Origin of the sequence: Streptomyces sp. NBC_00289 (assembly GCF_041435115.1) — a bacterium.
Classification (GTDB): domain Bacteria; phylum Actinomycetota; class Actinomycetes; order Streptomycetales; family Streptomycetaceae; genus Streptomyces.
Window position 1 is genome coordinate 5,563,345 of sequence record NZ_CP108046.1, and the last position, 12,912, is coordinate 5,576,256.

At 71.9% G+C, this 12,912-nt stretch carries 11 protein-coding genes and 1 riboswitch; of the genes, 6 read left to right on the forward strand and 5 right to left on the reverse strand.

The window, feature by feature from the left end:
• The first annotated feature begins 145 nt into the window (after positions 1-145).
• Both cdgB and OG985_RS25295 read left to right on the forward strand, forming a co-directional pair.
• A complete protein-coding gene (cdgB, locus tag OG985_RS25290) occupies positions 146-1,798 on the forward strand; it encodes a diguanylate cyclase CdgB (protein WP_371670617.1) in 1,653 nt (550 codons plus the stop codon).
• A gap of 122 nt (positions 1,799-1,920) precedes the next feature.
• Positions 1,921-2,871: a CBM35 domain-containing protein gene (locus tag OG985_RS25295; protein WP_371670618.1), complete on the forward strand. Its 951-nt coding sequence runs from the start codon at positions 1,921-1,923 to the stop codon at positions 2,869-2,871.
• Positions 2,872-2,902: 31 nt separating this feature from the next.
• On the opposite strand, the gene OG985_RS25300 is transcribed toward OG985_RS25295, so the two are convergent.
• From OG985_RS25300 to OG985_RS25310, 3 genes are all read right to left on the reverse strand, one after another.
• Complete coding sequence (locus tag OG985_RS25300) at positions 2,903-3,832, reverse strand: 1-phosphofructokinase family hexose kinase (RefSeq protein ID WP_371670619.1); 930 nt, start codon at positions 3,830-3,832, stop codon at positions 2,903-2,905.
• A 118-nt stretch (positions 3,833-3,950) separates the two neighbouring features.
• Positions 3,951-5,162, reverse strand: coding sequence for an N-acetylglucosamine-6-phosphate deacetylase (gene nagA / locus OG985_RS25305; protein ID WP_371670620.1), 1,212 nt, complete (start codon positions 5,160-5,162; stop codon positions 3,951-3,953).
• Entirely contained in the window at positions 5,162-6,151 is a 990-nt protein-coding gene (locus tag OG985_RS25310) for an ROK family protein (RefSeq protein WP_371670621.1), read from the reverse strand. The genes nagA and OG985_RS25310 overlap by 1 nt, the downstream gene beginning before the upstream one ends.
• Before the next feature lie 152 nt (positions 6,152-6,303).
• Here OG985_RS25310 and OG985_RS25315 point away from each other — a divergent pair, with 152 nt between their 5' ends.
• The 3 genes from OG985_RS25315 to otsB are packed head-to-tail and all read left to right on the forward strand — an operon-like array spanning position 6,304 to position 8,713.
• A complete protein-coding gene (locus OG985_RS25315; RefSeq protein ID WP_371674490.1) occupies positions 6,304-7,518 on the forward strand; it encodes an ABC transporter substrate-binding protein in 1,215 nt (404 codons plus the stop codon).
• Positions 7,519-7,559: 41 nt separating this feature from the next.
• Positions 7,560-7,793: a DUF3263 domain-containing protein gene (locus OG985_RS25320; RefSeq protein ID WP_371670622.1), complete on the forward strand. Its 234-nt coding sequence runs from the start codon at positions 7,560-7,562 to the stop codon at positions 7,791-7,793.
• A gap of 50 nt (positions 7,794-7,843) precedes the next feature.
• Positions 7,844-8,713: a trehalose-phosphatase gene (gene otsB, locus OG985_RS25325; protein ID WP_371670623.1), complete on the forward strand. Its 870-nt coding sequence runs from the start codon at positions 7,844-7,846 to the stop codon at positions 8,711-8,713.
• On the opposite strand, the gene OG985_RS25330 is transcribed toward otsB, so the two are convergent.
• Positions 8,701-10,185: a trehalose-6-phosphate synthase gene (locus OG985_RS25330; protein ID WP_371670624.1), complete on the reverse strand. Its 1,485-nt coding sequence runs from the start codon at positions 10,183-10,185 to the stop codon at positions 8,701-8,703. The two genes, otsB and OG985_RS25330, sit on opposite strands and share 13 nt — an antisense overlap.
• Before the next feature lie 117 nt (positions 10,186-10,302).
• Positions 10,303-11,247, reverse strand: coding sequence for a glucosyl-3-phosphoglycerate synthase (locus OG985_RS25335; protein WP_371670625.1), 945 nt, complete (start codon positions 11,245-11,247; stop codon positions 10,303-10,305).
• A gap of 160 nt (positions 11,248-11,407) precedes the next feature.
• Positions 11,408-11,562, forward strand: a riboswitch (SAM riboswitch).
• A gap of 15 nt (positions 11,563-11,577) precedes the next feature.
• Between OG985_RS25335 and thrC the strand changes: the two genes are divergently transcribed.
• On the forward strand, positions 11,578-12,861 hold the full coding sequence (gene thrC / locus OG985_RS25340; RefSeq protein WP_371670626.1) for a threonine synthase: 1,284 nt from the start codon (positions 11,578-11,580) through the stop codon (positions 12,859-12,861).
• The last annotated feature ends 51 nt before the right edge of the window (positions 12,862-12,912 follow it).

The window sequence follows — 12,912 nt, forward strand, 5'->3', positions numbered from 1 at the left end:
TGTGACTTGAGTCACAAGGGACACTAATTGTTGACCCTGTGTACCGAGTGGGCAGCGCGCTGTGATTCAGTGGCGGAGAAACTGCTAGGACGATACGCCGAAGAGAACCCTTGATTCGCTGCGAGGTCTCGGGGGGAGGGCGCACATGGAGACCGAGTCGGAACCCTACGTCCGCCTTGCGTCCCTGCGGCAGCTGCATCAGGCCATGGCCGAGATGAACACGGCACGCAGCCTCGCGGACACACTGCAGACCGTCTCGGACGGCGTGGTCAGCGCCCTCGGGTACGAGCTGGCATGCGTCAACCTGGTCCGCCCCGACGGTGACCTGGTGGTCGCCGCCTTCTCCGGCAACCAGGCCGCCGAGGCCCTGATCACCGGCCGGGTCGGCTCACGCGAGTCCTGGGAGCGCCGGCTCGGCATGGGGGAGCACTGGGGCGACCTGGTGTTCATACCGCACACCGAGGGCTGGGTCCTCGACGACGACGACGTGCCCCAGTGGTACACCGACGGACCCGCGCCCCGCTTCGAGGACGAGTGGCACCCCTCCGACCGGCTGTTCGCACCGATGTTCACGCCCGGCGTGCCCGGCGGCTCCTGCGGTGAACTCATCGGCGTCCTGTCCGTGGACCGTCCGCGCAACGGCCGTCGGCCGGGCGCCTGGGGACGCGAAGCGCTCCAGATGTACGCGTTCCAGGCCGCCATAGCGATAAGCAACGCGCGTCTACGCGCCAACATGCAGCGCGCACTGGTCAGGCTCGAAAGGGAACAGCAGGCGTTGCGCGCCAGCGAGGAGAGTTTCCGGCAGGCCTTCGAGTACGCCCCCTCCGGCATGGCCATCGCCGAGATGGGCGGCGACCAGCACGGCCGCATCCTGCGCACCAACGACGCCCTGTGCCGCCTGCTCGGCCGCCCCGCCTCCTCGATGCGCCGCTACGCCTTCTCCGACCTCGTGCACCCCGAGGACATAGGCACGCTCCTGCGGACCTCCGCCGAGGGCGGACGCGCGGAACTCAGGCTCGGCCGCCGGGACGGCACCTACGTCTGGGTCAGCCTGCGCAACTCGGTCGTCGCGGACGCCGCCGACGGCCCCCGTTTCCTGCTCACCCACGTCGAGGACATAGAGGAGCGCAAGCGCCGCGAGCTCCAGCTCGCCCACCGCGCCTCCCACGACTCGCTCACCGGACTGCCGAACTCCGCCGAGCTGCGCTCCCGCCTCTCCTCCCGCCTGTGCCACCGGGCCGGTCACTCCGCCGCCCTGGAGTCCATCGACGCGGCCTTCGGACATCCCGTCTACGACGCGGGCGGCAACGGCTTCGACTACCCGCCGTCCGTCGAGGCGCTGGACGCCTACGACCACCACGTGCACACCGTCGCCCCCGAGGACGACCGCGACGACGGCACCAAGGGGCTCGCCGTCCTCTTCTGCGACCTCGACGGCTTCAAGTCGATCAACGACCGGTTCGGCCACAACGCCGGGAACGAGGTCCTCATCGAGGTCGCCCGGCGGCTATCGAACGGAGTGCGGGACGGCGACACGGTGGCCCGGCTCGGCGGCGACGAGTTCGTGGTGCTCGCCGACGGGCTCGGCCGGGCCGACGCCCAGGACCTCGCCGTACGCCTGCGCAACGAGATCATCCAGCCGATCCGGGTCGACGGCCGCGCCGTTCGGGTCGGGGCCAGCTTCGGCATCGGCTGGGCGCACTGCGGGATGACCGCGGACGAGGTGTTGAAATCCGCTGACGAGCGGATGTACGTAGAGAAACGATCTCGTCCCAAACAACACAGACGCGCGGGATGATCCCCAGGTCAGCGAGCTGATGCGATCCGAGTCACCCGTTTGGGCCATCAGGAGCGGGTAGGCTCGCCATTCTGACCACACGTATCGCGTCCGACCCGCACCTGTTTGAGGAGTACCAAGGGATGACGTCCGGCAACAACGGCGCGACCCCGCCCGAGGACGACGACCCGTTCGGCTACCTCTACGCCGACGGGCAGGCCAACGGGGCGCAGCCGCCGTCCGGCGGAGGCTACGGCTACCCGAACTCCGTCAACCGGGTGCGTGCCGTCGGCCAGCGCCAGTACGGCCAGCAGCAGGCGCAGACCGCGCAGTACGGCCAGCCGACCGTGCCGCAGCAGCCAGGCCCGCACGGCCAGCCGAACTCGCACTACGCCGCGCCCGAGACGTTCCCCGGCGGCGGCGCTCCCACGTCCCCGCAGCAGACGCACGGCGGCGGCGGCCGGGGCCGCGGTCCCAACACCAAGGGTCTGCTGATCGGCGCGATCGCGGTGGTCGCCGCGGTCGTCATCGGCATCAGCGTGGCCATGATGAACGGCGACTCGGACGACAAGGCGGGCGACAACCAGGCGTCCGCCGCGCCCACCGCCTCGAAGAGCACCCAGCCGAGCCCGTCGAACAGCAACAGCGCGGCGAGCGAGGAGAACCTGCCGACCATCGACGCGAAGGCCCTGCTGCTCGGTGGCGGCGCCGCCACCGCGTCCGACGTCAAGGGCGCCAAGGCCGACGGCGGCGTCTACGTGACCGGATTCAACGCCACCGGCGCCTCCGTCACCTGGAACGTCAGCGGCATCCCCAAGGCCGGCAAGTACAGCGTGTACGTCGGCTACAGCGTGCCGGGCAGGGACGCCACCGCGACCCTCACGGTCAACGGCACGGCCTCCAACTCGCCGGTCGACCTGAAGAACTACGCGAAAGTCGGCGAGGGCGACTACGAGAAGGGCTGGACGCAGACCTACAACTACATCCAGCTCAACAAGGGCACCAACACGATCAAGGTCTCCTGCGAGAACGGGAACCAGTGCGACGCCCTGCTCGACCAGATGTGGCTGGTCAACGGCTGGGTCGACTCCTAGGACACTTCCGGGACCGTTCCGGCCGCCCGGGTCAGGCCGCGTCGGCGTCCCCCGTCACCGCGACCCGTGGCAGCAGGTCCTCGTAGGCGGTGCGGCTGAACTCGCCCGCCACCGGGGCCAGGACCGTCGCCGCGGACAGGGCGACCGCGCGGGCCAGCCGGTCCGGCCAGGGCAGGTTGTCGGCCAGGCCCGACAGCAGACCCGCGACCGCCGAGTCACCGGCGCCCGTCGGATTGCCCCGGACACGGGCGGGCGGGGTGGCGCGCCAGCGGCCCTCCGGGGTCACCGCGAGCAGCCCGGCGGGACCCAGGGAGGCGACGACGGCGTGGGCGCCGCGCCGACGGGCGTCCCGGGTGGCCTGCGACGGCTCGTGGGAGCCGGTGAGTTCGGCGAGTTCGTCGGCGTTCGGCTTCACGATGTCGGGGCGGGCGGCCACCCCGCGGCGCAGCGGTTCGCCCGCGGTGTCCAGCAGGACCGGGACCCCCGCGGTCCGCGCCGTCCGTATCAGCTCGGCGTACGCCCCCACCGGCACCCCCGGCGGCAGGCTGCCGCACAGGGCCACCGCCGAGGCGGACGCGACCAGTTCGCCGTACAGCCTCCTGAAGGCGGCCCACTCGGCCGGAGCGACCGTCGGGCCGGGTTCGTTGAGCTGGGTGGTGTCGCCGCTGTGTTCGTCCACGACGGCGATCGTGCGCCGGGTCGCACCGGCGACCGGAAGGAGCGCGTCCACCAACCCCGGTACGGCGGTGAGCCGTTCGCGTACGGCGTGCCCGGTGGCGCCGCCCGCGAAGCCGGTGACCGTCACCCGGTGGCCGAGGGCCGCGAGGACGCGGGCCACGTTCAGGCCCTTGCCGCCCGGGCGTTCGGTGACCTCGGAGATCCGGTGGGAGGCGTGGGGCCGCAGTGCCGCCACGCGATAGGTGATGTCGAGAGCGGTGTTCAGTGTGACCGTGAGGATCACCTGGGAGGACCTCCCCCGAAGCGCATGCGCGTGCCGTGTCCGGAAGCCCGATCATGCCAAAGAGACGGCGCTCCTCCCAGCCCCCGGACCGGCCACCGTCTCCGCGACGCCGTACGGATCAGGCCAGTTGGGGTTCGACCACCCACTCGCCGCGGCGCATCACGCCCCTGAGGCCGAAGTCGGCGTCCAGCAGCACCAGGTCGGCGTCCTTGCCGGGCTCCAGGGAGCCCACCGTGTCGTACATGCCCAGCAGCCTGGCCGGGTTGGCGGACAGGGCGGTCACCACGTCCTCGACGGCCAGCCCGTCGATCGTCACCGCCCGCTGGAAGGCGCGGTCCAGGGTGAGGGTGGAGCCCGCGATGGAGCCGCCCTCCACCAGGCGCGCCACGCCCTCGCTGACCTCGACCTCCAGCGGGCCGAGCTGGTAGCGGCCGTCGCCGACACCGGCCGCGTCCATGGCGTCGGTGATGAACGCCACCCGTCCGGCGCCCGCGTGGTGGAACGCCAGCTGGAGGGAGGCCGGGTGCAGGTGCGTGCCGTCGTTGATGAGCTCGACCGTGACGCGCTCGTCCTCCAGGAGGGCGGCGATCGGGCCGGGGGCGCGATGGCCGATCTGCGGCATCGCGTTGAACAGGTGGGTGGCCACCGTGGCGCCCGCGTCGATCGCCTCCACGGTCTGCTCGTACGTCGCGTCCGTGTGGCCGATCGCCGCGATCACGCCGTGCTCCGCGAGCAGCCGTACGGAGTCGAGGCCGCCGGGGAGTTCGGTGGCGAGCGTGACCATCTTCGCCCGGCCGCGCGCCGCCTCGATCAGCTTGCGGACCTCCGCCGGGTCCGGGTCGCGCAGCAGCCGCTCGGCGTGCGCGCCCTTGCGGCACGGTGAGATGAACGGTCCCTCGAAGTGGATGCCCGCGATGTCGCCCTGCTCGGCGAGTTCGGACAGCAGCCCGGCCTGCCGGGTCAGGAAGTCCATGTCGTCGGTGACGGTCGAGGCGACCAGGGTGGTCGTACCGTGCAGGCGGTGGGTGCGGACCGCGGTGAGGACGTCCTCCACCGGGCCGGAGAAGGACGCGCCTCCGCCGCCGTGGTTGTGGATGTCGACGAAGCCGGGGACCAGCCAGTGGCCGCTCACGTCGATGACCTCGGCGTCGTCCCGCGGGATGTCGGGGGCGATGCGGCCGCCGTCGACGGTGACCCGGCCGTCGGCCACGATGCCGGTGGGCAGCACCACCCGGGCGCCGGCGAGCACCCGCCTGGTCGCGCCGGTCGCGGGCCGGGGGTGCGTCGTGGCTGGTCGCGCAGTTCCCCGCGCCCCTGTGGGGTTGGCCATCAGGTTGTTACCTCCGGCGTCGTAGGAGTCGTGGACGTGGCGGTCAGCAGGTCCCGGGCGAGCAGTCCGGCGCCGAGGCAGCCGGCCGTGTCGCCGAGAGCCGCGGGGACGAGGGCCGGCAGCTTCTGGAAGGTGACGCGCCGCCGGACGGCGTCCCGCAGCGGTACGAACAAGGTTTCCCCCGCCTCGGCGAGCCCGCCACCGATGATGAGCGTGCGGGGGTCCAGCAGGGTGAGCGCGGTGACCAGTCCGTCGGCGAGCGCGTCGACGGCGTCCTGCCAGACCGCCCGCGCTCGCGGGTCCCCGGACCGGGTGGCCTCGGCGCAGCTCGCGGCGTCCGCCGCCGGATCTCCGGAAGCCGCAGCCCACGCCTCGCTCACCGCCGCCGCGGACGCGTACCGCTCCAGACAGCCGTGCTGCCCGCAGGGACACGCGGCGCCGCCGGGCCGGACGACGATGTGGCCGATCTCGCCCGCGAAGCCGTGGGCGCCCGCCTCGACCCGGCCGCCGATGCCGATGGCGCCCGCTATGCCGGTGCCGAGCGCCACGAACAGGTAGCGGTCGGCGCCCTGCCCGGCCCCGATGCGGCCCTCGGCGAGCCCGCCGGTGCGTACGTCGTGGCCGAGGGCGACCGGGACACCACCGAGGCGCTCGGCGAGCAGGTCGCGCAGCGGTACGTCACGCCAGCCCAGGTTGGCCGCGTAGGCGGCGACGCCCCGCTCGGCGTCGACGATGCCGGGTACGGCGACGCCGGCGGCGGCCGCGGGCTCGCCGAAGTGCTCGATGCCGTACGCGCGCAGCTCGGCGGCGAAGTCGAGGATCGCCTCGACCACCGCGTCCGGGCCGCGCTCGCGCCCGGTGGCGCGGCGGGCCTGGTACAGCAGCGTGGGGCGCTCGGCGGGGCCGCCGCCGGGCGGTATGGCGCTCGCCTCCGCCAGGGCGGCCTTCATCCCGGTGCCGCCCACGTCGAGGGCGATGACATGTCTCACGGGTGACAGTGTGGCGTGTTGACCCGCAAGAGGTCTAGTCCACTACGTGGTGTAGACCTTATGGTCGAGGTCCTGAAAGTTTCGGCAGGGTTGGGGCGAGCGAAGTGCATCGGCGAAGGACAGGAACGATCGCGGTGGTGTCCGCTCTGGGCATGACCGCGGTGCTCGGTGGCTGCGGACTCTCCGGCGGCTCCGACCAGGTCACTCTGAAGCTGGTCGCCGCGGACTACGGCGACAGCGCGGCGAACAGTTCCGAGAAGTACTGGGCCAGGCTCGTCGGGGAGTACGAGGCCGGCCATCCGGACGTGAAGGTCGACGTCAGCGTCTACTCCTGGAACGACGTGGACCGCAAGGTCCAGGAGATGGCCGACGCCGGCCGGGCCCCCGACATGGCGCAGATCGGCGCCTACGCCGACTACGCGGCCAAGGGCCTGCTCTACACGGCCGACGACCTGCTCTCCATCACCACGCAGGCCGACCTCGTCTCCCAGCTGGCCGCCGCGGGCCAGGTGAACAACGTGCAGTACGGCATGCCGTTCGCGTCCTCCACACGCCTGCTGTTCTACAACAAGAGCCTCTTCGCGAAGGCCGGCCTCACCCCGCCGAAGACGTGGGACGAGCTCGCCACCGACGCGGCGGCGCTCAAGGCGCAGGGCGTGAAGTACCCGTACGCGCTGCCGCTGGGCCCGGAGGAGGCCCAGGCCGAGACCATGCAGTGGCTGCTCAGCGGCGGAGGCGGCTACACCGACCAGCTCGGCACGTACCAGATCGACTCCAGCCAGAACGTCGACACCTTCACCTGGCTCAAGAACGACCTGGTCGGCAAGGGCCTGACCGGACCGGTCGCGCCCGGCAAGCTCGACCGCGCCACCGCCTTCGCCGCGTTCGCGAACGGCGAGGTGGGGATGCTCAACGGACACCCCTCGCTGATGAAGAGCGCCGCCGCGAAGGGCGTGAAGTTCGGCATGGTGCCGATGCCCGGCGCCGACGGGCAGAGCAAGGTCGCGATGGGCGTCGCCGACTGGATGATGGCCTTCAAGAAGAACGGGCACGCCGAACAGGTCGGGGACTTCCTCGACTTCGTCTACAGCCGGAAGAACGTGCTCGCCTTCTCCCGCGAGTACGACCTGCTGCCGGTCACCAACTCCGCGTCCGAGGTCATGAGCGCGGCGAAGCGGGACGCGGACCTTAAGCCCTTCCTCACCGAACTCCCGCTCTCGGAACTCCCCCCGGTCGGCAAGACGTCCTGGGCCGGCGTCAGCGCGGACGTGAAGAAGGAGATCGGCCAGGCGGTCGCCCCGGGCGGCAGCCCCGCCGCGATCCTCAGCCGGCTCCAGGCGGCGTCGTCGTCGCAGACCACCGAGTAGCCGCTACCGCGCTGTCGGTGGCGGGGACTACGGTGCGGGACATGGAGCAGGAGCGGCTCGGCCGCCGCGAACAGGACGTCCTCGCGCTGGAACGCCGGGGCTTTCCCGGCCCCGGCGCGAAGGAGCGGGCGATACGCGAGGAGCTGGGACTCGCGCCGGTGCGCTACTACCAGCTGCTCAACGCGCTGCTGGACGATCCGCGGGCACTGGCGCACGACCCGGTGACGGTGAACCGGCTGCGACGCGTCCGGGACGCACGGCGCGCCGAACGCTGAGCCGGGGTCGGCGAAGAGTGCGTCGGCCACCTCGTGGATAGGGTCCTGTCATGGGCAGCCACAAGGACTCCACGGACTCCACCGACCCCTTCCTCCTCCCCACGCCCTCGACCCGGCAGGGGCGGGACGGGCTCGCCGCTCTGGTGGCGCGGCCCGGGCGGGCGGTGATCGCGCTCGACTTCGACGGCACGCTCGCGCCGATCGTCGCGGACCCCGAGCAGGCCCGCGCCCACCCGGACGCGGTGCCCGCGCTCGCCCTCCTCGCCCCGAAGGTCGCCTCGGTGGCGGTGGTCACCGGCCGCCCGGCCGAGGTCGCCGTCCGGCACGGCGGCTTCGCCGGTGTCCCCGGCCTGGAGCACCTCGTCGTCCTCGGCCACTACGGCGCCGAGCGCTGGGACGCCGTCTCGGGCACCGTCACCGCCCCGCCCCCGCACCCGGGAGTCGCCGCCGTCCGTGCCGAACTGCCGGGGCTGCTGGACGCGGCCGGGGCCGGACAGGGCACCTGGATCGAGGAGAAGGGCCGGGCGGTGGCCGTCCACACCCGGCGCGCCGCCGATCCCCAGGCCACCTTCGAGGCCCTGCGCACACCCCTCGGCGGCCTGGCCGCCCGGCACGGCCTCATCGTGGAACCCGGCCGCCTGGTCCTCGAACTGCGCCCGCCGGGCATGGACAAGGGCGTGGCGCTGCTCGACCACGTCCGCGAGACCGGCGCGGCCTCGGTCCTCTACGCCGGCGACGACCTCGGCGACCTGCCCGCCTTCACCGCCGTCGACAAACTCCGCTCCGACGGCACGCCGGGTCTGCTGGTGTGCAGCGGCAGCGACGAGGTGAGCGAGCTGCGGGAGCGGGCCGACCTGGTGGTGGACGGCCCTGCGGGGGTCGTGGAACTGCTGACCCGGCTCGCGGCTCAGCTGGGCTGAGGCTCGTTCAGCGCGGTCAGCTGGTCCAGGAACCACCGGGCCGGCGGGAGCGCGGTGGCGGCCGCGGCGAGCCGCTTCGCGCGCTCGGCGCGCTCGCCCTGCGGCATGGTCAGCGCGGTGTGCAGTGCCCGGGCCGTCTCGATCACGTCGTACGGGTTGACGACGATCGCGTCCTCCCCGAGCTCCTCGTACGCCCCCGCCTCCCGCGACAGCACCAGCGCGCATCCGTCGTCGGAGACGAGCGGCACCTCCTTCGCCACCAGGTTCATGCCGTCCCGGATGGGGTTCACCAGGGCCACGTCCGCCAGTCGGTAGGCGGCCAGCGACCGCGCGAAGTCGTCCTTGACGTGGAGGACGACCGGGGTCCAGCCGGGCGTCCCGTACGCGGAGTTGATCTCCTCGGCCACTCGCTGCACCTCGGCCGTGTAGTCCCGGTACACGGCGAGGTCCTGCCGCGACGGGTAGGCGAACGCCACGTGCGTCACGCGCTCGCGCCACTCGGGGTGGTCGTCGAGCAGCTGCCGGTAGGCCAGCAGGCCGCGCACGATGTTCTTCGACAGTTCGGTGCGGTCGACGCGGACGATCGTCCTGCGCGGGCTGCCGTCCGGGGCCGTGCCGATCTCGCCCCGCAGCGCCGTGATCCGCTCCTCGACGTCCGCCTCGTGGGAGCGGGCGCGCAGGAACTCGGCGTCGGCGCCGAGGCCGTGGACACCGATCCGGGTCCGGCGGCCGGGCGTCCCGCCGCCGCCGTGCGTCAGGGCCCGCGGCCCCTGCTGCGGCCACTCCCGCCCGATGCTCTCGTCGACCGCCTGGGCGCACTCCGCGAAGGCGGTCGCCCACCGCCAGGTGAGGAAGCCCAGCTGGTCGGCTCCGAGCAGGCCCCACACCAGCTGGGCCCGGATGTCGTCGGGCAGGATGCGGAAGTACGCGTCCGGCGCCCACGGGGTGTGCGAGAAGTGCGCGATCCGCAGGTCGGGGCGCAGTTCGCGGAGCATTCCGGGCACCAGGCACAGGTGGTAGTCCTGCACCAGGACCGCCGCGCCCTCGGCCGCCTCCTGCGCCAGCGCCTCGGCGAAGGCGCGGTTGTACGCCTCGTACGACGCCCACTGGCGGCGGAACTCCGCGCCGAAGACCGGCTCCAGCGGGGTCTGGTACAGCATGTGGTGGACGAACCACAGCACCGAGTTGGCGATGCCGTTGTAGGCGTCGGCGTGTACGTCGGCCGGGATGTCCAGCATCCGTACGCCGTGCTCCCCGACCCCGCGCCGGACCGCCTCGCGGTCGCCGTCACCGAGGGCGGAGCACACCCACAGGGCGCCCGCGTCGGGCCCGATCGCCGACAGGCCGGAGACCAGCCCGCCGCCGCCGCGCCTGGCGTGCAGCGAGCCGTCCTCCCGCACCTCGTAGGAGACCGGGCCGCGGTTGGACGCGACGAGTACCTGGGCGCCCTGAGCAGCGCGGGTGGAAGCCATACGCCTCAACCTAGCCCGGCCCGGAAACGCTCAAACGTGCGGTCGGGTCTGCGGCCGGTCCGCGGGGCCGTATACGGAGTGTCCCGGTCCGCGCCACGGCCCCCGTCCCCGGCCTGGTCAGGCCACCTTTCGGGTGGCGTACTCGGCGATCTCCACCATCGGCGGCCGCTCCTCCGTGTCCACGGAGTAGGTACGCGGCTCGAATCCGTCCTCGCCCCGCTCGAACTGGGTGAGGGAGGGGCGGATCAGGTGGCCGCGGGCCAGCCGCAGCTGGGCCGTGCGGTAGATCGCGGCGGCCATCCGGCCCAGGGCCTGGCCGTCCTGGTGGCGATGCTTGCGCACGCCCACGTCGACCTGGGCCAGCGCGTCGAGCCCGACCAGGTGCAGGGCGTCGACCAGCATGCCCAGCTCCACGCCGTAGCCGACCGGGAAGGGCAGCTGTTCCAGGAGGGAGCGGCGGGCCGCGTACTCGCCGCCGAGCGGCTGTACGAAACCGGCCAGCTGGGGCCAGTGCATGTTCAGCAGCGGGCGGGCCATCAGTTCGGTGACCCGGCCGCCCTGGCCGGCCCGGCCGCCGAGCGGACGGTCGTACATGGCCTTGACCAGGTCGACGCCGGGATCGGTGAGCAGCGGCCCCACGATGCCGGAGACGAAGTCGGAGGAGAACTCCTTCAGGTCCGCGTCGATGAAGCAGACGATGTCCCCGCTGGTCACCAGGAGCGAGCGCCACAGGACCTCGCCCTTGCCCGGCACGGGCGGGATGTGCGGCAGGATGTCGTCGCGGTGGACGACCCGGGCGCCGGCCGCGGCGGCCACCTCGGAGGTGCGGTCGGTGGACCCCGAGTCGACGACGACTATCTCGTCGACGAGCGGGACCTGGTGCATGAGGTCGTGACGGATCACGGCGACGATGTCACCGACCGTCTCCTCCTCGTTGAGCGCGGGCAGTACGACGGAGACCGTCTGGCCCGTCATGCGCTTCGCGGCCAGGATCTTGTGCAGCGGGCGACTGGTCACGGACCAGGAGCGGGTGCTCAGCCAGCGCTCGACTTCTTCCAGCACAGTGCGCGGCTCCTCTGCGTTCTCTCGGCGAGTCTGTGATCAGCTGTGATCCATCTCGCGGTTCGGACGGCTATCTCAACTGTCCTGGCCTTCGGTTACAGTCTTGAACAACGCTGATGACCATCGCATGTCGGGGGTCGTTGCGTGGACAACTAAATACCGCTCATCCAGAGGGGCAGAGGGATACGGCCCGTTGAAGCCCCGGCAACCCTCCAGCCGGTCTCGTCGATCACTGTTGATCATTACGCGAGGCTCCCGGCTAGGGAAGGTGCCAAATCCGTCTTACGGCGAGATGCGTCGTGAGGAAGATGAGGAAAGGGCCTCGCCTCCATGGCTGTGCAGACTGTTGCAAGCACCACCGACTCCGTAGACCTCGGCCCCGCCGCGGCGCTCTCCTGCCGCGAATGCGGCCACCGCGTGCCCCTCGGCCCGGTCTTCGCCTGCGAGGAGTGTTTCGGCCCGCTCGAGATCGCCTACGACTTCTCGGCCTACGACACCGAGGAACTCCGCAAGCGTATCGAGGCGGGCCCCGCGAACATCTGGCGCTACGCGCCGCTGCTGCCCGTCCCGGCCGACGTGGCGGACAAGCCCAACATCAACCCCGGCTGGACCAAGCTCGTCCAGGCCGACAACCTGGCCCGCGAGCTGGGCGTCGACGCCGGCAAGCTCTTCGTCAAGGACGACTCCGGCAACCCGACGCACTCCTTCAAGGACCGTGTCGTCGCGCAGGCCATCGAGGCCGCCCGCGCCTTCGGCTTCACCACCCTCTCCTGCTCCTCCACGGGCAACCTGGCCGGCGCGGTCGGCGCCGCCGCCGCCCGGGCCGGCTTCCGCTCCTGCGTGTTCATCCCGCACGACCTGGAGCAGGGCAAGGTCGTCATGGCCGCGATCTACGGCGGGGAGCTCGTCGGCATCGAGGGCAACTACGACGATGTGAACCGCTTCTGCTCCGAGCTGATCGGCGACCCGGCCGGTGAGGGCTGGGGCTTCGTCAACGTCAACCTGCGGCCGTACTACGCCGAGGGCTCCAAGACGCTGGCGTACGAGATCTGCGAGCAGCTCGGCTGGCGGCTGCCGGACCAGCTGGTCGTGCCGATCGCCTCCGGCTCCCAGCTCACGAAGATCGACAAGGGTCTGCAGGAACTGATCAAGCTCGGGCTCGTCGAGGACAGGCCGTACAGGATCTTCGGCGCGCAGGCGGAGGGCTGTTCCCCGGTGTCGGTCGCCTACAAGGCCGGCCACGACGTCGTCCGACCGCAGAAGCCGGACACCATCGCCAAGTCGCTGGCCATCGGCAACCCGGCCGACGGGCCGTACGTCCTGGACATCGCGCGCCGCACGGGCGGTGCGGTGGAGGACGTCGACGACGAGCAGATCGTGGACGCGATCCGGCTGCTCGCGCGGACCGAGGGCATCTTCGCCGAGACGGCGGGTGGCGTGACGGTGGGTGTCACGAAGAAGCTGATCGAGAACGGTCTTCTCGACCCGACGCTGACGACGGTCGTCCTGAACACCGGTGACGGTCTGAAGACGCTGGACGCCGTGGCCGGTACGGGGCTGACGGCGACCATCCGTCCGAGCCTGGAGTCGTTCCGGGACGCCGGTCTCGCCTGAACCGTCGTTCCTCCCCGCGTCCCTTCGGGGCGCCCACCTGACATGACCGGA

Excerpts from the sequence above, each read along its gene's own strand:
- thrC (WP_371670626.1), top strand. The coding sequence starts at position 11,578 with ATGGCTGTGCAGACTGTTGCAAGCACCACCGACTCCGTAGACCTCGGC.
- OG985_RS25295 (WP_371670618.1), top strand. The coding sequence starts at position 1,921 with ATGACGTCCGGCAACAACGGCGCGACCCCGCCCGAGGACGACGACCCG.
- otsB (WP_371670623.1), top strand. The coding sequence starts at position 7,844 with ATGGGCAGCCACAAGGACTCCACGGACTCCACCGACCCCTTCCTCCTC.
- OG985_RS25315 (WP_371674490.1), top strand. The coding sequence starts at position 6,304 with ATGACCGCGGTGCTCGGTGGCTGCGGACTCTCCGGCGGCTCCGACCAG.
- OG985_RS25320 (WP_371670622.1), top strand. The coding sequence starts at position 7,560 with ATGGAGCAGGAGCGGCTCGGCCGCCGCGAACAGGACGTCCTCGCGCTG.
- cdgB (WP_371670617.1), top strand. The coding sequence starts at position 146 with ATGGAGACCGAGTCGGAACCCTACGTCCGCCTTGCGTCCCTGCGGCAG.
- OG985_RS25330 (WP_371670624.1), bottom strand. The coding sequence starts at position 10,185 with ATGGCTTCCACCCGCGCTGCTCAGGGCGCCCAGGTACTCGTCGCGTCC.
- nagA (WP_371670620.1), bottom strand. The coding sequence starts at position 5,162 with ATGGCCAACCCCACAGGGGCGCGGGGAACTGCGCGACCAGCCACGACG.